This window comes from Acidobacteriota bacterium (genome assembly GCA_016715115.1).
In the GTDB taxonomy this organism is placed as follows: domain Bacteria; phylum Acidobacteriota; class Blastocatellia; order Pyrinomonadales; family Pyrinomonadaceae; genus JAFDVJ01.
This window is the reverse complement of the sequence record JADKBM010000004.1, coordinates 1,245,983-1,267,022: the sequence shown is the minus strand read 5'-3', so window position 1 is coordinate 1,267,022 and position 21,040 is coordinate 1,245,983. Positions and strand designations below refer to the sequence as shown.

At 54.6% G+C, this 21,040-nt stretch carries 17 protein-coding genes; 13 read left to right on the top strand and 4 right to left on the bottom strand.

Features of this window, described 5'->3' with window-relative positions; all coding sequences use genetic code 11:
- Window positions 1-4: 4 nt before the first annotated feature.
- Both IPN69_07810 and IPN69_07805 read right to left on the bottom strand, forming a co-directional pair.
- Window positions 5-1,084, bottom strand: a complete 1,080-nt coding sequence (locus tag IPN69_07810; GenBank protein ID MBK8810626.1) for a VWA domain-containing protein — start codon at window positions 1,082-1,084, stop codon at window positions 5-7.
- A 166-nt stretch (window positions 1,085-1,250) separates the two neighbouring features.
- Window positions 1,251-2,252, bottom strand: a complete 1,002-nt coding sequence (locus IPN69_07805) for a VWA domain-containing protein (GenBank protein ID MBK8810625.1) — start codon at window positions 2,250-2,252, stop codon at window positions 1,251-1,253.
- A 176-nt stretch (window positions 2,253-2,428) separates the two neighbouring features.
- Here IPN69_07805 and IPN69_07800 point away from each other — a divergent pair, with 176 nt between their 5' ends.
- The 5 genes from IPN69_07800 to IPN69_07780 all read left to right on the top strand — a co-directional run bounded on the left by IPN69_07800 (window position 2,429) and on the right by IPN69_07780 (window position 7,584).
- Window positions 2,429-3,799, top strand: coding sequence for a phosphomannomutase/phosphoglucomutase (locus IPN69_07800; protein ID MBK8810624.1), 1,371 nt, complete (start codon window positions 2,429-2,431; stop codon window positions 3,797-3,799).
- Window positions 3,800-3,866: 67 nt separating this feature from the next.
- Window positions 3,867-4,037, top strand: a complete 171-nt coding sequence (locus IPN69_07795) for a hypothetical protein (protein MBK8810623.1) — start codon at window positions 3,867-3,869, stop codon at window positions 4,035-4,037.
- Between the two features lie 223 nt (window positions 4,038-4,260).
- Window positions 4,261-6,483: an SLC26A/SulP transporter family protein gene (locus IPN69_07790; GenBank protein ID MBK8810622.1), complete on the top strand. Its 2,223-nt coding sequence runs from the start codon at window positions 4,261-4,263 to the stop codon at window positions 6,481-6,483.
- A gap of 534 nt (window positions 6,484-7,017) precedes the next feature.
- Window positions 7,018-7,287 carry a type II toxin-antitoxin system Phd/YefM family antitoxin gene (locus IPN69_07785; protein ID MBK8810621.1) on the top strand — a complete coding sequence of 90 codons (270 nt, stop codon included), beginning with the start codon at window positions 7,018-7,020 and terminating at the stop codon, window positions 7,285-7,287.
- Window positions 7,288-7,584 (top strand): type II toxin-antitoxin system RelE/ParE family toxin, encoded by a 297-nt coding sequence (locus IPN69_07780; protein ID MBK8810620.1) that lies wholly within the window; start codon window positions 7,288-7,290, stop codon window positions 7,582-7,584.
- Between the two features lie 38 nt (window positions 7,585-7,622).
- Here the strand turns inward: IPN69_07780 and IPN69_07775 are convergent, their stop codons facing one another.
- A complete protein-coding gene (locus tag IPN69_07775) occupies window positions 7,623-8,411 on the bottom strand; it encodes a prolyl oligopeptidase family serine peptidase (GenBank protein MBK8810619.1) in 789 nt (262 codons plus the stop codon).
- A gap of 313 nt (window positions 8,412-8,724) precedes the next feature.
- Between IPN69_07775 and ileS the strand changes: the two genes are divergently transcribed.
- From ileS to IPN69_07750, 5 genes are all read left to right on the top strand, one after another.
- Window positions 8,725-11,607, top strand: coding sequence for an isoleucine--tRNA ligase (gene ileS, locus IPN69_07770; protein MBK8810618.1), 2,883 nt, complete (start codon window positions 8,725-8,727; stop codon window positions 11,605-11,607).
- A gap of 136 nt (window positions 11,608-11,743) precedes the next feature.
- On the top strand, window positions 11,744-12,169 hold the full coding sequence (locus tag IPN69_07765; GenBank protein MBK8810617.1) for a hypothetical protein: 426 nt from the start codon (window positions 11,744-11,746) through the stop codon (window positions 12,167-12,169).
- Between the two features lie 6 nt (window positions 12,170-12,175).
- Window positions 12,176-12,673: a signal peptidase II gene (gene lspA / locus IPN69_07760; GenBank protein ID MBK8810616.1), complete on the top strand. Its 498-nt coding sequence runs from the start codon at window positions 12,176-12,178 to the stop codon at window positions 12,671-12,673.
- Between the two features lie 82 nt (window positions 12,674-12,755).
- Window positions 12,756-13,568: a prolipoprotein diacylglyceryl transferase gene (gene lgt / locus IPN69_07755; protein ID MBK8810615.1), complete on the top strand. Its 813-nt coding sequence runs from the start codon at window positions 12,756-12,758 to the stop codon at window positions 13,566-13,568.
- Window positions 13,569-13,624: 56 nt separating this feature from the next.
- Window positions 13,625-14,611, top strand: a complete 987-nt coding sequence (locus tag IPN69_07750) for an RluA family pseudouridine synthase (GenBank protein ID MBK8810614.1) — start codon at window positions 13,625-13,627, stop codon at window positions 14,609-14,611.
- 30 nt (window positions 14,612-14,641) lie between these two features.
- On the opposite strand, the gene IPN69_07745 is transcribed toward IPN69_07750, so the two are convergent.
- Window positions 14,642-15,367: an IclR family transcriptional regulator gene (locus tag IPN69_07745; protein MBK8810613.1), complete on the bottom strand. Its 726-nt coding sequence runs from the start codon at window positions 15,365-15,367 to the stop codon at window positions 14,642-14,644.
- Window positions 15,368-15,591: 224 nt separating this feature from the next.
- Here IPN69_07745 and IPN69_07740 point away from each other — a divergent pair, with 224 nt between their 5' ends.
- The 3 genes from IPN69_07740 (at window position 15,592) to IPN69_07730 (ending at window position 21,028) form a co-directional block, all read left to right on the top strand.
- Complete coding sequence (locus IPN69_07740; protein MBK8810612.1) at window positions 15,592-17,163, top strand: hypothetical protein; 1,572 nt, start codon at window positions 15,592-15,594, stop codon at window positions 17,161-17,163.
- Between the two features lie 34 nt (window positions 17,164-17,197).
- Window positions 17,198-18,514, top strand: a complete 1,317-nt coding sequence (gene aceA, locus IPN69_07735; GenBank protein MBK8810611.1) for an isocitrate lyase — start codon at window positions 17,198-17,200, stop codon at window positions 18,512-18,514.
- A gap of 189 nt (window positions 18,515-18,703) precedes the next feature.
- Window positions 18,704-21,028 (top strand): family 20 glycosylhydrolase, encoded by a 2,325-nt coding sequence (locus IPN69_07730; GenBank protein ID MBK8810610.1) that lies wholly within the window; start codon window positions 18,704-18,706, stop codon window positions 21,026-21,028.
- The last annotated feature ends 12 nt before the right edge of the window (window positions 21,029-21,040 follow it).

Here is a 21,040-nt window from a genome sequence, read left to right as displayed (position 1 = left end):
TGAACTATTTCGTTTTTTTCGGCAGGTCGGATTCGTTTTTCGCGAAATATCCCTGGCGGTGCGTGACCGAGGATTTCTGCTTCGAAAGCTCCGAATTCACGATTTGAATCTCGATCTTACGAAACGATCCGTCGCGTTTCTGATTGGTCGGCTCGTACGAGATCAGATACTGTGAACGCATTTCGATCTGGATCTGCGTGAACGCGCGTCTAAGTTCGGCCTCGTCGCGCGGAAAAAAGGCGCGGCCGCCGGTGCGTTCGCTGATCTTCTTGAGCACGCCCTCGTCGACCCCGGCATAAAAGTTGTCGCCGATCCCGATCGAATAGATCACAGCTTCGGCTTTGATCGCCGCCTGAACGGCTTCGTCGAGTTTCTTTTTGCCGAAAGTATTGTAGCCGTCGGTCAACAAAATAATGGCTCGGCGTGTTTTTTCCGGCGCCGGGCCGAGAACTTCGTCGGCCGTCACCCAGATCGCGTCCCAAATGGCCGTCGAGCCCTGGATCTGTTGGTTCGTCCCCGAGATCGGCGGAGTTCCGCCGGCAATAACTCCGCCGCCGATGTATCCGGAAGGCGGGACGAACTCAACACGATCGATCGCGCGTTGAAGTCGCTGAATGTTGCTCGTCATTCCCTGCTCGAGTGTCGCTTCGCCGGTGAAGGAAACGATCGAGACTTCGTCTTTAGCGGGCCTCACGACCGATTCGACGAACGACTTGGCCGCCGACTTCTCTTCGGGCAGCGTTCGCTCCTGTGACGCGCTCGTGTCGATCAGAATCGCCAGGCTGAGCGGCAAGTCGACCTGGCGGCTGAACTCGACGGTCTCCTGCAGCTGACCGTCTTCGAGGATTCTGACATCTTCCTTTTTGAGGTCGGTGAGCAGACGGCGATTTCGGTCCTGCGCAGTAAAAAGTACGTTGACGACCTCGGTGTTGATTCGAATCGGCTCATCGTCGTCGACAGGTGCGGGAGTCGCGGTCGGGCTCGGCGAAACAACTCTCTCCTGCGCATGCGACGCGTCGCGGACAAAAAACGCGCCGCCGGTCAGCATCAGTACTGTCAGGATGATCAAAACGTTGTTTCGCATAAATACTTTTCTCTCTCGTCTATCTCGAATCTTGCGCCCTATTTGTTCACATCCGAGCCTTCACTTCTCAACCCTCACTTCCCAGGTTCTCACTTCCCGGTTCTCACTTCACACTTCCCGGTTCCCAGTTCTCACTTCTCACTTCCCAGTTCTCACTTCCCAGTTCTCATTTAAGCGTGTCCTTGATCGCACGATATTTCGTCTTCGTTCTGATTCGATAACGGTCTTCGTCGTCCTTGTTTCTGAAACGCACCTCGATCTTGCGGTTCTTTCCGTCGTACGCTTGATTCGCGGGGCGATAGGTCAGGATATATTGCGATTTCAGCTCTTCGCTGATCCGCTTAAAGGCCTTTTCGAGCGCATACATATCTCCGAGAAAGAAGGCTTTGCCGCCGGTTTCCTCGGCCATCTGCGTCAGGAACTTGTCGCCCTTGTCTTTGATAGTTCCGGCTTCGACTCCGGGAACGACGCCGAGAAAACCCTCTTTGGTTGAGATTCCGAATATCGTCGTTTCGGTTCGCTGCGCAATGTCGATGACATCCGTAAGTTCGGCGCGGCTGAACGTGTCGTCGCCGTCGGTGATCACGACCACGACGCGCCTGCCCGGCGCATTGCGGAGTTTTTCATCGATGAACTGCCAGACGGCGTCGTAAAGCGCGGTCTGCGATCCGGTCTTGCCGACCTTATCGACGGCCTTATCGAGCAAGTCCGTCTTGTCGGTGAAGTCCTGGATCAAGTTGACCTCGTTGTCGAACGTCATAAACGCGGCCTTGTCTTTGCGGATCTTGAGGACCGTGTAAAGAAAATCCTTCGCGGTCCGTTTCGAGAACGCCAGTTTTCCCTTGGTAGATGCGGAGGTGTCCATCAGGACTCCGACCCAGACCTCCGGATTCTGCTTTTCATCCGAAAAGAAGGTCATATCCTGTTCGACGCCGTCTTCGAGGACAATGAACCTGTCGCGCGTCAGGCCGGTGACGAGTTTTTTGTTCTTGTCCTTTTTGTCCTCGACCGTCACCGGCAGGCGGACTTCGAAAACTTTCGTCGGCGTGTCGTCATTGGTCGCCGCGGGCGACGGGGTCGGCGTCGGTGTCGACTGCTGACCGTTGGCCAATGCGGCGAACACCAAATTCAAAGACAGCAAGAATAGTAATTTGGAAACGTTTTTCATATCGCGAAATTGTGACGCCTTTTTACGATGCCGAAGGCGTGGCGCCTGTTGCCCGTAAGCAAATCTGAAGTATATCAAAAAGCCCCTTTATTGGTTAATTGTCAATCGTTGATGGTTAATCGGACCGGTTCCTCCGATTTACAATTAACCGTTTACAATTACAATTACTATCAACAATGAATACGAACATCTTCAGAGAGTACGACATCCGCGGCATTGTCGGAGAGCATTTGACGGACGAGACCGTCGCGACGCTTGGCCGCGCGATCGGGACGTTTTTTAATCGGAACGGCGCACGCCGGATTGCGGTCGGCTTTGACGCGCGTGTCAGTTCGCCCCGGTTTTGCGATCTTCTGACCAAAGGTTTCAACCAAACTGGCTGCGACGTTGTCCTGATCGGTCGCGTTCCGACGCCGGTCTTGTATCACTCCGTTTTCACGCGCGGAATGGACGGCGGCGTGATGATCACGGGTTCGCACAACCCGCCCGATCATAATGGGTTCAAGATCTGCCTCGGAAAGCAGACTCTGTTCGGGACGCAAATTCAGGAAATAAAGGGGATCGCGTTATCCGGGAAATTCGCTGAAGGAACGGGAACGGTCGAAGAGATCGAAGTTCTGGGGGATTACTGCGACGACATCTTTTCGAAGATCGAACTCGGCAACCGCAAGCTGAAAGCGGTTGTCGACGGCGGAAACGGAATGGGCGGCGTGACGGCGGTGCCGATCTACGAACGGCTCGGCGTCGAATTGGTCAAGCTTTTTACGGAGCCCGACAGCAACTTCCCGAATCATCATCCGGACCCGACCGTCACGGAAAATCTTCAGGATTGCATCGCCGGCGTTCGTGAATCAGGCGCCGACATCGGACTTGCGTTCGACGGCGACGGTGACCGAATCGGCGTCATCGACGAGAACGGACGGATCATTTGGGGGGACGAACTGATGGTTTTGCTGTCGCGCGAGGTCCTGAAAACGAACCCCGGCGCGACGATCATCGCCGAGGTGAAGTGTTCGCAGAATCTCTTCGACGACATCGCCGCGCACGGCGGAAATCCGATTATGGGAAAGGCGGGGCATTCGATCATCAAGGCAAAAATGAAAGAGACCGGCGCCGCGCTCGCGGGCGAAATGAGCGGTCATATCTTTTTCGCCGACAGGTTTTACGGATTCGACGACGCGACCTACGCCGGCGCGCGGGTGCTTGAGATCTTGTCGAAAACCGATCTCAAGCTATCGGAGTTGCTCGGCGATCTGCCCGAAACGTTTTCGACACCGGAACTTCGCGTCGAGTGTTCCGACGAGACGAAATTCGACGTCGTTGCGCGCATCGCCGACGAATTTGCGAAGACAAACGAAGTCATCACGATCGACGGCGCCCGCATCATCTTCGAACACGGCTGGGGACTTGTCCGGGCGTCGAACACACAGGCGATCCTTGTACTGAGATTCGAGGCGGATTCGGAAGAAGAGTTGGGTCGGATCAGATCGAAAGTCGAAGCACGGGTAAGCGCTTCGATAGCGGCCGGTTCGCGCGGAACTGATTGAGCTATGTTCCGTTTCCTGATCACACTATCGATCACATCTCTTTGTCGCGGGCATCGTCTTCTTCCCGTTGGTTCACTATCGTGCCCGCGACACGAAGGACCCCGATGCGTATGAGTTCGTCGCTTTTTTCGTGAGCATCCTGCTTATCGTTTTCGCGGCGGTCGCCGGTTTCGTCTCGCTGGTTTGGTGGTTGCGGTCAAAGCAAAACAGGGATTTGCAAAGCATCATCAACGATTAACAAAGCCGCCTCTGCTTGTCATTACCAAACTAAGAATCTCAAGAGATTTGATCATTCGAGCTATGAGCTGTCAGCTGTCAGCCGTGAGTAGTTTGCGCCCCCTGACGATCGCCGCTCGTTGAACGTGCTCTTGATCAGGCTTATTATGAAACAAGGATATTTGTAGTTTCCGTGGATGCGTCGGACGCCCCTTCGTGCGGGCGGCCATAGCCGGGAGAATACGATGACAACCGAAACATCTGCCGCAACAACCTCCGGTTTTCACTTTATCAATGATGTCTGGGGCGGGCTGGCATCAATGCTCGTTGCGTTGCCCTCGTCCATCGCATTCGGTGTTCTCGTGTTCTCGGCGATCTCGCCGGAAATGGCCGGCCAAGGTGCGCTTGTCGGAATGATCGGCGCGGCGGCACTGGGCTTGGTGGCCCCTTTTGCCGGCGGAACGCCGGCTCTGATCACGGCACCCTGCGCGCCTGCCGCCGCGGTCTTGTCCGGTCTTGCTATCACGCTTGCCGCTGGGCAGGTCCAAATAGAACGAATTCCGGGACTGCTTGCGCTGACGGCACTGCTTTCAGCGTTCTTTCAGGCGCTTTACGGTTTGCTGAAGGGCGGCCAGCTGATCAAGTACATTCCGTACCCGGTCGTCAGCGGTTATCTTTCGGGTGTCGGCCTGATAATCGCGCTCGGGCAATTGCCCAAACTGCTCGGCTTGCCGTCCGAAACGGGCCTTTTGCACGGGCTGCAATCTCCGGGCTTGTGGAAATGGCCGGGCGTGATCGTCGGCATCGTTACCATTATCGTGATGCTCTCCGCGGGACGGTTAACAAAGACAATTCCGGCCGCGATCCTCGCACTCGTTTCGGGCGTTGCTTGTTACCTGATACTGGGACTGTTCGATCGTTCCTTATTGACGATTGAAAGCAACCCGCTGGTAATCGGGCCGATTCGATCCAGTACACCATTCCTGCAAAACGTCGGCGACCGTTTCGGATCCCTGCTGACGATTCAATTGGATGATCTGAAACTCGTCATATATTCCGCGTTGGCGCTGTCGGTACTGCTGTCTATCGATACGCTCAAAACCGGTGTGGTGCTTGGCGCGCTTACCAGAACCCGACACAACTCCAACCGCGAGTTGTTCGGGCAGGGCGTGGCCAACCTTGCTTCCTTCGTTGCGGGCGGTATGCCCGGCGCCGGTACGATGGGCCCGACCCTCGTGAACGTGACGAGCGGCGGCCGGAAGAGTCGATCCGGTTTCATTGAAGGGGTCTTTGTGGTCCTCGCCATCCTTTTCTTGTCACCGTTGATCGCGTGGGTACCGATCGGCGCGCTCGCCGGGATTCTGTTGGTAGTTGCATTTCGGATGTTTGACTGGCAGGCGTTCGGATTGCTGAAAAACGCCGAAACGCGTCTCGACTTCGTCGTTATCGCCGCTGTCGTTATCGTTGCGGAAACCGTCGGCCTGATCTCGGCATCAGCAACGGGCATCGGTCTTGCGATCCTGCTGTTTATCCGCGACCAGATTCGCGGTTCGGTCTTGCGGAGACGGGCTACGCTCAAAGAGATCTCGTCCAAAACTTCCCGCCTTCAATCGGAACGGGCGATTCTTGATGAAAACGGCGAAGATGCCGCTGTCTACGAATTGCAGGGGAACCTCTTTTTCGGTACGACCGACAATCTGTTTACGGAGTTGGAACCGGACCTGAAGGTTCGAAAGTGGGTGCTGCTCGATATGCGCCGGGTACAGTCGATGGACTACACCGCCGCGCATCTTTTTGAACAGATACACGAACGGCTGCAAGAATGCGGCGGCGGACTACTTTTCAGTGGCATGCCGTCCAGCCTGTCCAGTCGCCAGGATCTTCATCGTTATATGCAGAAGGTGGGTCTGATCGGTGAGGAGGGCGGAGAAATCCGGATTTTTGAAATTCGGGACGATGCGCTGGACTGGATGGAAACACGGATTCTCGAGTCTGCGGGCTGGACGCGGAAAGAAGAAACGAGTGCGCTGGACCTTGACCAGATCGAACTTTTCCGTGGTTGCGATGACGATGTCCTCGGCAAGTTACGCGAATGCATCTACGAACGGACGGTGCGCGCCGGAGAGAACGTGTTTCTTCACGGTGATGAAGGTGATGAGATCTTTCTGCTTCGCCGTGGCGTGGTTCGGATTCTTCTGCCGCTCAAAGGCGGCAAACTCCACCATCTGGCCACCTTCGGCAGGGGCGACTTTTTTGGCGAAATGGCGTTTCTGGATCGCGGCAAACGGTCTGCAGATGCGGAAGCGAAAACGGATTGTGAACTCTACGTACTTTCGAGGGAAGAGTTCGATAAACACGCATTGAAGGATGCTGTTCTTGGCGTGCGCGTGTTCGAACGCGTCGCGCGTGCCATTTCATTGCATCTCCGCCACACCGACACCGAGGTCCGCGCGCTTGAGGATCGGTAATGAATACGATGAAAATAGAGTGGATCGAAGAAACTTCCGAAGACCAAAGAGCCGAAGCGAAAGCATAGAAGCAGGTGCGCGAGCGCGGTTTGCCGCGCTTCCTTATCAGGCGCGGAATTCTACAAAACGGTCTTTGGTTTGCAGCTTTTACGCCGTTGTTCGCAGCCGGAATCTATATTGGCATGTTCCAAAGCTCGTCCAAATTGTTGCGGTTTTATGAAAACGAGTTTGCTTCCCGGCTTCCCAAATTACGCGCCAGAAACTTCGCGTCGATTCGCGGTCAGAATGTAAGTGGCGACACGAAACCGAAGTTTCAGTGAACTTACGAAAAGAGCCGACCGCGAAGTGGCGCGAAACAACGCAAAAACAACCTTCAATTGCCACGTGCAAAGAACGACAATCTCGGCATCATAGTGCCAAGCACGATTCACTGACGAATCGATCAGGGTTGTGCTTTGGGATCCGTGAACGTTAATTCCCTTTTTCTTGACCGGTGTCGTTAACCGGTGCTATAAATAGGTCTCGGAGTTGAATATGACGATCAAATTTTCTGAAGATGTAATTCCGCTTTCCGACCTGAAGATCAATCCCGGTCGCGTCGTGAATCAGGTCAGAGAAACTCACCGACCCATCCTGGTGACGAGCCGCGGCCGGGGCATTGCCGTTATGCAAGACCTCGATGAATATGAAAAGAACCAGGAAGAACTGGTTTTTGTTCGGGCCATTGCGCAAGGTCTTGTGGAAATCAAAGAGGGCAATTCGGTGTCGTTATCCGAGGCCAAAAAACGCCTTGGCGTCGAATAAATGAAGATTAGCCTTTCTAATTCGGCCGTCAATGACTTGGAGAATGTCATTGAATACTACACGGCTGAAGGAGTTCCCGGCGTTGGTCAAAAGTTCGTCAGGGAAATCATCGGACACATCCAGGTTCTATCTGATCATCCCGAACTGGGTCGAATTGTTCCCGAGTTCCAATTGTCCTACATTCGGGAAATCATTCACGCGCCGTTCAGAGTGGTTTATTTGCGCGAGCAATTCGCAATCACGGTAGTTCGAGTTTGGCGAAGCGAGCGGTTGCTCGTCCTGCCTGACGAGAAGTAACAAGCGAGCTTGATTTCCAAACAATCCGTTCCCCTTTTTCACTTTTCCCCTTTCCCGCCTTTCACGTTTCGTTTGAAAAACTCGACGATTTTCGGAATCGACATTACCGGAAATTCGTGGCCGGCATCGCGGATTTCGGTCACCAATTCGGTACCGCTAATGCCCTTGTAAGTAGTGATTTCGCCTTTGGTATCCCCTTTTTCTGAATCGATATTGAGCAATTTCTGGACGATCGGAATTGACAGTTTCTGGCCTCTTGCCGGGACGAGCGGGTCGTTTTCGCCGATGCTCATCCAGATCGAACGCGGCACCGCATTGCGGATCATCAACCCGCCCTGCGCGGCGACGGAACAAAACGCTGCGAACTTATCGCCTCGCTCGGCCCAAAGAACATTGACGAAACGCGCGCCGTTTGAATGTCCGACAGCATAGATCCTGCTTTCGTCGACCTTGTAGTCCTTGATCAGGCTCTTCAGAACCTCATCGAAGAATTTCAGGTCACGATCTCCGAGTTCGCCCGGATTCTTCTGCCAACCGTTCTTCGTACCGGCCTCATCCGTGATTCCGGCGACGCCCGGAATTCCTTGCATATAAACAACGAGCGCCTCATTCCACTCGTCGTGAAAGTTCAAACGGCGTTCGGCAAATCGTGCGTTCCCGCCGTGACCGTGAAAGACGAACACAACGGGCGACTTTTTCGATTTCGCGTCGCCTTCGTGGACGATCGCGAAGCGCTTCACACCGTTGATCTCGATGTTGATTTCCTTTTGCGAAAATGCCGAAACGACGAAAAGCGCCACCAAAATAATTACGAAAAAGTGTTTCATAACATCCGTAAGACGCGTCGAAAGCCACAACGGCCGACAACATTTTTGACTTTGAAACGAAAGTTTGCAATAAATTACGTAATGAAAGACCGCAGCATCATAGTCATTATTCGAATTACGGAGGACCTTCGGTAGAGCCCGCAGCGATAATTTGCGTTTACCGAAAGTCCCAAATCGCGCTGATTTGGGATTTCTTTTTTGGGATTGCGGAATTATCCGTAAATGAATGATAAGATTTGGCTTTTCGGCGGAATGCGGTTCGTTCTGATGTCCGAACACTGACCACCGACCACTAATTTTTATGACCGAACCACTGGAACTTAAGAAAACCGTTAACCTTCCGAAAACCGACTTCGCACAGAAGGCGAATCTCGGCCAGGCCGAACCTGCGCGGCTCGCGAAATGGAGCGATGCCAAACTATACGACGCGATCCTGAAGGCGCGAAGCGGCCGCGAAAAATTCATCCTTCACGACGGACCGCCGTACGCCAACGCCGACATCCATATCGGAACGGCGCTCAACAAGATTCTCAAGGATTTCGTCGTCAAATCGCGCTCGATGATGGGATTTGAAGCTCCGTACGTTCCGGGTTACGACTGCCACGGTCTGCCGATCGAAACGCACGTCGAGAAGAAACTCGCCGACAAGGGCAAGGACAAAAAGGACATTCCGGTCACGACGTTCCGGCGCATCTGCCGCGAGCACGCGTCGACGGCGATGAACAACCAGACGCGCGACTTCAAGCGTCTCGGAATCCTCGGCGAATGGGAAACGCCGTATTTGACGATGTCGAACGAGTACGAATCCGAGACGGCGCGTCTGTTCGGCAAGTTCCTCGAGCGCGGTTACGTCTACAAAGGCCTGCGTCCGGTCTATTGGTGTATTCACGATCAAACGGCGCTCGCCGAAGCCGAGGTCGAGTACAGACTCCACACATCGCCGTCGATCTACGTCAAATTCCCGCTCGTCACCGATCCGGCGGAACTTGATCCGGCCCTTGCTGGCAAACGCGTCTCGCTCGTCATTTGGACGACGACCCCTTGGACGATCCCGGCGAACCTCGGAATCGCGGTCCATCCGGATTTTGAATATGCGGCGATCGAACACGGCGAAGAGGTTCTGATCGTGGCTTCTGATCTTGTCGGATTCGTGATCGTTAAATGCGGCATTGGGGGCGTCGACGACGACGGCGAACGGAAGATGCCGAACGTTTTCGCTAAGTTCAACGGTTCGAAGATGAACCGGATGAAGGCCAAGCATCCGTGGATCGACCGTGAGTCGCTGATAATGAACGGTGAGCACGTGACGATGGGCGGTGAGGCCGATGCCGAGACGGAACTTGACGTTTCGGAGTCACGCAACCGCGACGAAACGGGCAAGGCCGGAACTGGACTCGTGCACACCGCGCCGGGACACGGCCACGACGACTTTATCATTGGCAAAGAATACGGACTCGAGATATATTGCCCGGTCGACAATGCCGGCCGATTTTCGCAGGAAGTCGATGGATTCGCCGGCGTCAATATCTTCAAAGCAAACCCGCAGATCGTCGAGCATATGCGCACGAACGGCTCGTTGCTATTCTCGGAAAACTATGAGCATCGTTATCCGCACTGCTGGCGCTGCAAAAAGCCGGTTATTTTCCGGGCCACGCCGCAGTGGTTCATTTCGATGGACGACGCCGGTGAAAAGTCGCTCCGCGCGCAGGCGATGCGCGAGATCGAAAACGTGAAATGGCATCCTTCGTGGGGCCAAGGCCGGATGGCGAATATGTTCAAAGGCCGTCCAGACTGGTGCGTCTCGCGCCAGCGTTCGTGGGGCGTTCCGATCCCGGTCTTCTATTGCCAGAAATGCGACGAACCGGTTGCCGATCCAAAGATCGTCGATCATGTTGCCGACATCTTCGCGAAGGAAACCGCCGATGCTTGGTACGCGCGTCCCGAATCGGAGCTGTTGCCCGAAGGATTTGCGTGCCCGAAGTGCAACAGTCCTGATTTTCGAAAAGAAACGGACATTCTTGATGTCTGGTTCGACTCGGGATCGAGCTGCGTCGCGGTTCTTGAAACTCGCGGCGAAACACTCAAGTTTCCGGCCGACGTCTATCTCGAAGGCGGCGATCAATATCGCGGATGGTTCAATTCAAGCCTTATGTGCGGGATCGCGGCACACGATCAGGCGCCGTACAAACAGATCATTACGCACGGTTGGGTCGTCGACGGCGAAGGCAAGAAGCAGTCGAAATCGGTCGGCAACGTCACCGCGCCGATCGAGATCATCAACAAATCAGGCGCAGACGTTCTGCGACTCTGGGCCGCGGCCGTCGATTACACCGAGGACGTTCGATGTTCAGATGAAATCTTGCAAAGAGTTACCGACGCTTATCGTAAATTCAGAAACACTCTGCGTTACGCGTTGGGGAATCTCGACGGATTCGATCCGGAAACCGACATCGTCGCGTTTGAGGCGATGCTTGAGATCGACCGTTGGGCATTGGCTAGTTTCGACGAAGCGATGAAGAAAGTGCTCGCCGGTTACGCGTGTTACGACTTTCAAGCCGTCTATCAAACGATCTATAATCTAGTTACGGTGACGCTTTCGGCGCGATATCTCGACATCATCAAGGATCGGCTTTACATTTACGCGCCAAAGTCGCTGGAACGACGTTCGGCGCAGACGGCGCTTTATCTGATCACGCATCGTTTGTGCCGTTTGCTCGCGCCGGTGCTCGCGTTCACCGCCGACGAAGCATTCGAGAATCTGCCGAAGCAGAGACTATCGTCGGTTCATCTGGCGGAATTTCCGAAGGCGACCGAGGCGGATAACTCGAAGCTTCTGAACGATTGGGAACGCATCTTCGCGATTCGCGAGACCGTTCTTAAGGCGCTCGAAGAGGCGCGCACTGCCGGCGACATTGGATCGTCGTTGATGGCCAAGGTAGTTTTGACGGTCGAGAAGGATGCGTTGATGTTCCTGATGGCCTATTTCAATGACCTGCGCTACATCTTTATCACTTCGCAGGTCGAGGTGCACGAGGGCGACGCGTTCGGCGTCGAGGTCCAAAAGGCCGATGGCGAAAAATGCGAACGCTGCTGGAATTTCTCGACCCGCGTCGGCGAATCGGAGCGTTACCCGACAGTTTGCGAACGCTGTCTGTCGGCACTTATCGAGATTGAGAAAATTGATATTCCGAAATAGTTGATAACTGATAGATGAAAGCGGATAGTTTGCTGACTAGAAACTCTCAGCTATCAGCTATCAGTTATAAACTATCAGCTATTCCGAGGATTAAATGTACCGCGCGGAACACGGTTCCGGCGATTGTGAGGGATGTATGTTAAGCAAGATCGTATTGATTCTGTCGATCGGCGCGATGACAGCCGCGGCGCAAACGGTTTACACGCCTGAGAAGGGTTCCGCGGAACGAACCGCGATCCTCAACTCTCTGCGTGTTCCGGTTGAGAAAGAGTTGAAACAAAAGATCGTCTTCAACGTTGAGAATCTCAGAGTTTCCGGTGTTTGGGCGTTTGTCTCGGGCGATCCGCAAAACACTGCGGGCGAACGTCCGGATTATCGGAATACGGGATATCAGGAAGCGATCGACGCCGATATGTTCGACAACAACTTTTTCGCTCTGCTGAAGAAAACTGGCGCCAGATGGAAGGTCGTGACATACGCGATCGGCTGTACGGACGTTTGTTACGCGGATTGGTGGCGACGATACAAAGCGCCGAAACGGATTTTTCCGTATACTGAGTAGGGATTTGTGAACAAGAAAGATTTCTTTTGGAAGCTCGGGTATCTCGCGGCTTCGGCGGCGGTCTTTATGATCGACCAGACGACCAAGGCGTGGGCGCAGAGCCGTTTGCGTTTGCAGGAGGATGTCCCGGTGATTCCGGGGCTTCTCAACTTTGCCTACGCGGAAAATACGGGCGTTGCATTCTCGATGTTCGACGATCACGGGAGCACCGGGCGTTGGGCGCTCTCGGCCGTCGCGTTCATCGCGGCGACGCTTGTTCTCTACTTCTTCTGGAAGACGCCGCGTTCGGATGATCGCGTTCTCGGAAGTCTCGCGTTGCTTCTTGCCGGCATCGTCGGCAATGTTACCGATCGCTCGCGACTCGGATACGTGGTGGATTTTATCGACGTCCACATCGGCGGTTGGCATTACCCGACGTTCAACGTCGCCGATGCGGCGATCGTCGCTGGTGCGGCTTTGCTGATCATCGATATGTTCCTAACAAGAAAAGAGGAGAAGAACTGATCTGGATTTGAGGATCTGTGATTTGGGATTTCTCTTCTGAATCCAAATATCGCAAATCAGAAATCGCAAATCGCAAATTGCTTTGTTTCCCGAACTCATCAGAATTGGCAATTTCCCGGTCCATACCTATGGCGTTTTTCTCGCGCTCGGGATGATGCTCGGACTGTTCGCCGCGTCCCGTTTGGGCGCGCGCGACGGACTCTCGCGTGATCGGATGTATGATCTGGGACTCTGGACGCTGATCGGAGCGCTGCTCGGATCGAAATTGCTGATGTTCTTTGTCGACGATCACGTCGATATCTTCTCTCTCGACTTTCTGCGTTCGGGCGGCGTTTATTACGGCGGTTTTCTTGGCGGACTTTTCACCGTCGTCGGGATGTCTCTCTATTACAAAATGCCGTTCTGGAAGGTCGGCGACGCGTTCGCGCCGGGCGTCGCGCTCGGGCAGTTTTTCGGTCGCCAGGGCTGCTTTTCGGCGGGTTGCTGTTGGGGCAAAGAAACGCATCTGCCCTGGGGCGTGCATTTTTCCGAGAAGGGCCATGAGTTTACCGGAGTGCCGGTTTACGGTCCCGATGGGGCTGATTTGTACCTTCATCCGACACAGCTTTACGAGTCGTTCGTGATGCTGATAGTGTTCGGCATTCTGGTCTATCTGCACCGGCACAAGAAGTTTGACGGACAAGTCTTGATAGCTTACGGAATCATCTACGGAATTTGGCGCTTCGCGGTCGAGTTTTTGCGAGACGATCCGCGCGGCAATCTGCTCGGGCTCAACCCGATTCTCGGACTTTCGACATCGCAGATCATCAGTCTTCTTGTCGCGATCGGGGCGGTTGTCTTTATGATTGTGAGATTGAAGCGCCGTAAAACGCTTGCCATTGACGATGCCGCCTAGGCCAACTCATTCAAATCCGAACTTCGCGAAATCGACATTACTGATATCCTTATCGTGTGAAAGACGACAATACGACATTACTCTTTGCCGCCCGACCCGAAGATGCCGGAAAGCGGCTCGATGCTTTTCTCGCGGAAAACGTCGAGGGCTGGTCGCGTTCGCGGCTCCAAAAACTCATCACCGACGGCGACTGCCTCGTCAATGAAAAGATCGCCAAAGCGTCGCTCAAACTCCGTGGAAACGAAGAGGTCGAGATCGAACTGACCGAACTTCCGGCGGATATCTTTGAGCCGGAAGAGATACCTCTAAACGTTGTTTACGAGGACGAACATCTCGCCGTGGTAAATAAACCGTCCGGAATGGTCGTCCATCCGGGCACCGGAATCTCTTCGGGCACACTCGCGAACGCTCTCGCCTACCATTTCGGAATCGGCAGTTTGAGCCAAGACTCAGAGCTTAGTGAACAATCCAAGATCCAAAACATAAAATCCAAGATCGGAATCGTCCACCGCCTCGACAAAGACACTTCGGGCCTGATGGTCGTCGCAAAATCGGAAGAGATTCTGGACAAGCTCGGTGAGCAGTTTCGCGAACGGAACGTTTTCAAGTCTTACGTCGCGCTCGTTCACGGTGAACCCGAAGTTGATTTTGGAGAGATCGAGGCACCGATCGCCAGGGAAAAGCACAACCGCACGAAAATGGCGGTTCGCGCGCACGGCCGGTACGCGCTGTCACTTTGGAAGGTCAAAAAGCGCTTTGCGAAGTTCACGCTCGTCGCCGTCGAGATCAAAACCGGCCGCACGCATCAGATCCGCGTTCATATGGCGAATATCAATCATCCGATCGTCGGCGACGAGACCTACAACGCGGGGCGCGACAGGACGGTTCACGATCTGACGATACGCAAGGCGATCGCGGACCTCGGACGGTTTTTCCTGCACGCCGAAAAGCTGTCATTTACGCATCCCGTTTCCGGCGAACGCCTTAATTTCACGGCATCGCTGCCGCCCGAGCTGGTCGATTTCCTCGAGACTCTACGCTGATGAGCGCCTTAGAGAAGCCAATCGCGAGATCTATCCGATAAACCCCATTTGAGCCGAGAGTTTTGCGGCGGCCATCTTGACCAGTTGAACGATCTTCGGCAACTGCTCCTCGCTGATGTGAAGCACGACGGCTGACGTCCCGAGCGCCGCCAGCACAGCCCCGTTCGCGTCAAAGATAGGTGCGGCGATACAACGCACGCTTTCCGAATTCTCCTCATTATCGACCGCGAATCCATACTGGCGGACGCGCGCCGCTTCGCGCAGAAATTTGGTCGGTGACGTGATCGAGCGTTTCGTTTTCCGCTCCATTCCCCGTTCCTCGAGGATGCCCAGGATCTGATCATCGGGAAGATATGAGACAAGCACCTTGCCGATGGCCGTAGTATGCACCGGCAAACGGTGGCCGACCCAAATGTCCATCTTGATGAAACTGGTTTCGCTCTCCAGTTTTTCGATATAGACGGCGCGTCCGTTGTCGAGAACCGCAAGATGCACTTCCGGCAACCGGCTCTTTTTCAGAAAGTCCGCCAATATCGGTTTGGCGGCCTCGCGGACATCCATATGAAAGACCGCGCCGCCGGTCAGGCTCATCAGCTTAAGTCCGAGACGATACCGTCCGCCGGCATCGCGGCGCAGATAATCGCGCTTTTCAAGCACGCGAAGAATGTAACTCGCGGAGCTTCTGGGGATCTTCAGACGGCGGCTAAGATCTGAGTTGCTCAATCCGTTTCCGCTTTCTGCGACAAGCTCAAGCATAGAGAGAGCCCGAGCCACCGCGCTGGACGATTTTTCTTCTGACATCTCAAGAAAAGCGTAGTTCTTTTTGAGCAAATCCGCAAAACCAATTCAAGATTGTGAAAAAGTGTTCAATATAATGAATGCAATCAAAATATAACTTGCATCCGTCAAAACTCACTGTAGATTAAAAAGAGAACGCTATTTCGAACAGTTGTTCACTATCTTGAACAAAAGGAGATGCTATGACATTACAAGCCCGGCTGGAGCGACAGGTAGAATCACGTGTGAACCAAGCGCCGCCGAATTTTGACCCGAAAAGAGAATTCTCGCCCGAGTTGTTCGGCCTGCTTTCCGAACTGCATCCCGAATTCACGCCGCGTCAGCAGAATCTGGTGCGGAAACGCCGCGACGTTCTCGAGCGCTCGCTCAATGGCGACAAGCCCGGTTATCTGCTCGATTCCCCGGCGACGACCGGGAGTTGGAAGATCGAACTTCCCGAATACATCAAAGATCAGCGCAATCAAATGACCGGACCGGCCGACGATGCAGAGTTGGTCGTAAAAATGCTGAATTCGGGCGCGCCGGGCGTGATGATCGATCTCGAGGATTCGATGGCAAACACCTGGGAACACCTTGAGATCGGCATCTCGAATTCGCTCGCGGCGCTGCACGGGACGCTGACATATTACGATTTCAAACGCGACCGGCGGGTTCCGATCAACTCGAGCAAGACCGTGTCGATGATCCGTCTCCGCGGCCTTCATCTGAGCCAGGCCGGGATCTTCGCCGACGAACTTCTCTCCGCTTCGGTTTATGACGCGGTCCGCATCGCGCTCGGCGTCGAACGATCCAAACTGAAACACAATCTGACGTTCTATATCCCGAAGACCGAGTCTGCCGAAGAGGCCTTTTTCTGGCGCGATCTGTTTCAAAGGATCGAAGACAAGCTCGGTTGGGAACGCGGCTTCATCAAGTGCTTCGCGCTTGTCGAGTCGCATCCGTTCGCGTTTCAAATGGAGGAATTCCTTTACAACCTGCGCGAGCATATCCTCGGCCTGAACCTCGGCCGCTGGGACTATATGGCGTCGCTCATCAACTTCAATCTGTCTGACAAGGATTGGGTGCTGCCCGACCGCAATACGATTCCGACGGACGTTCCGTTTTTCCAGAATCTCCGCGAACTCCTGGTAGAGATCTGCCACAAGCACGGCGCGCTCGCGATCGGCGGAATGACCGCGCTTTATCCGAATCGGCTTGATGAGGAACTCAATGAACGGGCTCTACGGGTGCTGGAAGCGGACAAGCACAACGAGGCCGCTGTCGGAATGGACGGCGCCTGGACCGGTCATCCGGATCAGAACCCGATCGCGGTAGCGCAGTTTCCCGAGCCAAACCAGATTTCGTTTCGGAAAGAAGGCGTCGAGCGATTCCCGGATCTGCGTCCGATTCCCGAAGATGTCGGGCGCAAGACTGTCGCTGGAACCCGCGCCGCAGTTCGAACCGTGATCCGTTACCGGAACGGAGTTCTGAACGGCAAAGGCGCGTCGTTGCTCGACGGTTATATGGAGGATCTTGCGACCGACCGCATTTACCGGTTGATGATCGCACAGCGAATGGCGCACCGCGACGAGGTTCGCATCGTCGACGAGAACGACGCGCCGGTCACGCACACGCCGGAAGTCATCTCGCAGATTTTTGATGAGGAATTGGAGAGACTCGTCGGCGAATCGCCGGTCGAACTGCGCGAGACGCTGACGGAAGCACGACGCATCAGCGAAGAAATGATCATTTTGGGCCAGTTTGATCCGATATGAGCAAGCAATCAACAAAACTGAGGAGGAGAACATTATGAACAACGAACAGATTCAGGAAATCAAGAAAGACTGGGCGGAAAACCCGCGTTGGGAAGGTATCAAACGGCCATATTCGGTGGAAGACGTTCTTCGCCTTCGTGGAACCGTAAAGATCGAATACACACTCGCCAAACTCGGCGCCGAACGCCTTTGGGACCTGATGAAGACAAAGGAATACGTCAACGCGCTCGGCGCTTTGACCGGCGGTCAGGCGATTCAGCAGGTTCAGGCCGGTCTGCCGGCGATCTATTGCAGCGGATGGCAGGTTGCCGCGGACGCCAACGTCTCCGGACAGATGTATCCGGACCAGAGCCTTTATCCGGCGCACAGCGTCCCCGAACTTGTCCGCAAGATCAATAATTCGCTGCAGCGTTCAGACCAGATCTATGCCGCCGAAGGCAAGAACGGCACATATTGGTTCGCGCCGATCCTCGCCGATGCCGAAGCCGGATTCGGCGGAAACCTGAACGCCTTCGAACTGATGAAACAGATGATCGAAGCCGGCGCCGCTGGCGTCCATTTCGAGGATCAACTCTCGTCGGCAAAGAAATGCGGCCATCTCGGCGGCAAAGTTCTCGTTCCGACTCAGGAGGCCGTGCAGAAACTGGTCGCGGCACGACTGGCGGCCGACGTCTGCGGCGTCCCGTCCGTTCTGGTCGCGCGGACCGACGCCAATGCCGCGGATCTTCTGACGTCGGACGTCGACGACCGCGACAAACCCTTCTGCACCGGCGAACGGACCGTCGAGGGATTTCATCGCGTGCACAGCGGAATCGATCAAGCGATCTCGCGCGGTCTTTCCTACGCGCCTTACGCCGACCTGATCTGGTGCGAAACGGCGCATCCGGATCTCGACGAAGCGCGTCGTTTCGCGGACGCGATCCACGCGATATACCCGGGCAAGATGCTGGCCTACAACTGTTCGCCGTCGTTCAACTGGAAAAAGCAGCTTTCGGATGAAACGATCGCCAAATTCCAGAAGGAACTCGGCGAAATGGGATACAAGTTCCAGTTCATCACTCTCGCCGGTTTCCACGCGCTGAATATGACGATGTTCGAACTCGCGCGTGACTATCGCGATCAGGGAATGACGGCATACGCCAAACTTCAGGAGCACGAATTCTCGCTCGAGGTCGACGGTTACCGGGCGACGAAGCATCAGTCGTTCGTCGGTACCGGATATTTCGATGCCGTGACCCAGGTCATTGCGGGTGGAGTTTCGTCGATGACCGCTCTCAAGGGATCGACCGAAGAAGAGCAGTTCGACGAAGAAGTTGTGAAACCCGTTTCCGGTATGGCGATGCCGGTTTGACGTCTGTTGAATGACCCGGCCGCGTGCCGGCGGTCGGAAGTTTCAACCTTCATTGAGGCAAATGCGAAGAGCTTTGCCTCTTTTTTTGTGTCGTCGTTGCTGTTTCGAACACTCATCGCGACCGCTCGGTTTGATTGAAATGGCGCTTTGAACTAACTTAGAAATCTGACTGGTTCGATCAAAATGTCTATGAACAAAGCAATCGTAATCCTTTCGCTGTTCGGCGTTTCGACACTGGCGCTCTTTGCGCAGTCAACGAACGAAATGGCGGCCTTGAACATTATTCCAAGACCGAAATCGGTGACGCGCGGCCGTGGCGAGTTTCAGTTCAATTACCAGACGAAGATCGTCACGCTCGACCGCGAAGCGCAGGAACTGGCTTCGTTTCTGAACGATTTCCTGCTCAAGAATCACGGTTTCAAGCTCGAATTCGTCGCCAGCCCGAAAAAGACTCCGAAGGGAGCGATCGTCTTTGAACGGCTCGCCGCAAACGGCAACATTCCGTCCGAAGAAGACTACGCGATGACGGTCTCGAAAAAAGAGATAAGAATCAAGGCGCGCGGCAACGCCGGGATGTTCTATGCGCTCCAGACGCTCTTCCAAATGCTCCCGCGGAAGATCGAAAAAGGCCGCGCGACGGTTCCGGCGGTCGAGATAGTCGATCAGCCGCGTTTCAAATACCGCGGGATGCATCTCGACGTCGGCCGCCATTTTATGCCGGTCTCATTCGTCAAGAAGTACATCGATATGATGTCGCGCTATAAATTCAATCAATTTCACTGGCATCTGACCGAAGACCAGGGCTGGCGAATCGAGATCAAGAAGTATCCGCGGCTGACCGAGATCGGATCGAAACGCCCGCAAACACAGGTCGGCCGGTTTTCGCCGACTTTCACCGGCGACGGGATTCCGGTCGAAGGATTCTACACGCAGGACGAAATTCGCGACGTTGTCGCGTACGCGAAGGCACGCAAGATCAACGTCATTCCCGAGATCGAACTTCCCGGCCACAGTTCGGCGGCGCTCGCGGCGTATCCCCAATTCGGCTGCAAGGAGAATTACGATTACAAGGTGCAGATGACGTGGGGCATCTTCAAGGAAGTGTTTTGTCCGACGGACGCGACGTTCAAGTTTCTCGAAGACGTCCTCGATGAAACCATCGCGCTCTTCCCGGATTCTTCTTACATACACATCGGCGGCGACGAAGTTCTCAAAGATCATTGGAAGGAATCGGCCTTCGTCCAGGATCTGATGAAGCGCGAAAACCTGAAGGACGAGCACGAGGTTCAGAGTTATTTCATTCGCCGGATCGAGAAGTTCATCAATTCCAAGGGCAAGATAATGATCGGTTGGGACGAGATTCTCGAAGGCGGACTCGCGCCGAACGCGGTCGTGATGAGTTGGCGCGGCGAGAAAGGCGGCATCGAAGCGGCGAAGGCGAAACACGACGTAATAATGACGCCGACGAATTTTATGTATTTCGATTACGGTCAGGGCGATCCGAAATTCGAACCGATCAACATCGGCAATATGCTCTCGCTCGAAACGGTCTATTCGTACAATCCGATCCCGAAAGAGCTGGCCGTGGACGAAGCGAAGTATGTCCTCGGCGCGCAAGGCAACGTCTGGACCGAATATATGAAGACGCCCGAAAAGGTCGAGTATATGGTCTTCCCGCGTCTTCTGGCGCTGTCCGAGGTCGTCTGGTCGCCGCTCGATGGCAAGAATTGGGACGATTTCCGCAGTCGGTTGCCCGAGCATTTCGCGCGGCTCGATGCGATGAACGTCAATTACCGCATACCCGAACCGCGCGGGCTTTCCAACATTCTGCTCGCGGATTCCGATACGGCGCGGATCGAACTGACGCCGCCGATGCCGACGGCGCGAATCTTCTACACGCTCGACGGAACGGAACCGAACGAAAAATCGAACGAGTATAAAACGCCTTTCGAGATCAAGCTTTCGGACAATGAGAGGAAGGAACTCAAAACGATCGTGATGACGGCCGGCGGACGCAAAAGTGTCGTTTATGCCGCAACGATCCTGCGTCGCGGCTATCGTGAACCGGTCGAATTGAAAGAAAAGCGCGAAGGCGTGAATTTCGCGTTTTACAGACAATCATTCAAATCGGTTGCGGAGATCAGTAGCGCGACGCCCGATGAGAAGGGTGATTCGAAATCGATCCAGCTTCCCCAATTCGCGAAAAAGATCGATCCCAAATTGCCATTTGCCGCGACCTTCGACGGCTACATCAACGTGCCGGCGGACGGTATCTACGAATTTCAACTTGAATCCGACGACGGCGCGGTTCTTTCGATAGGCGACGAGGTGGTCGTCGACAACGATGGAATGCATACGCCTCAGACTCTCTACGGCGTCGTTCCATTGCGAAAGGGGCTTCATCCGTTCCGTTTGAGATTCTTCCAGGCAGGCGGCGATTTAGCGCTTACCGTTCGCTGGGGAATAAAGGGAACCGGACTGAGGAGAATCTTCGGAAACGAGCTGTTCCGTTAGCCGGTTCGGAGT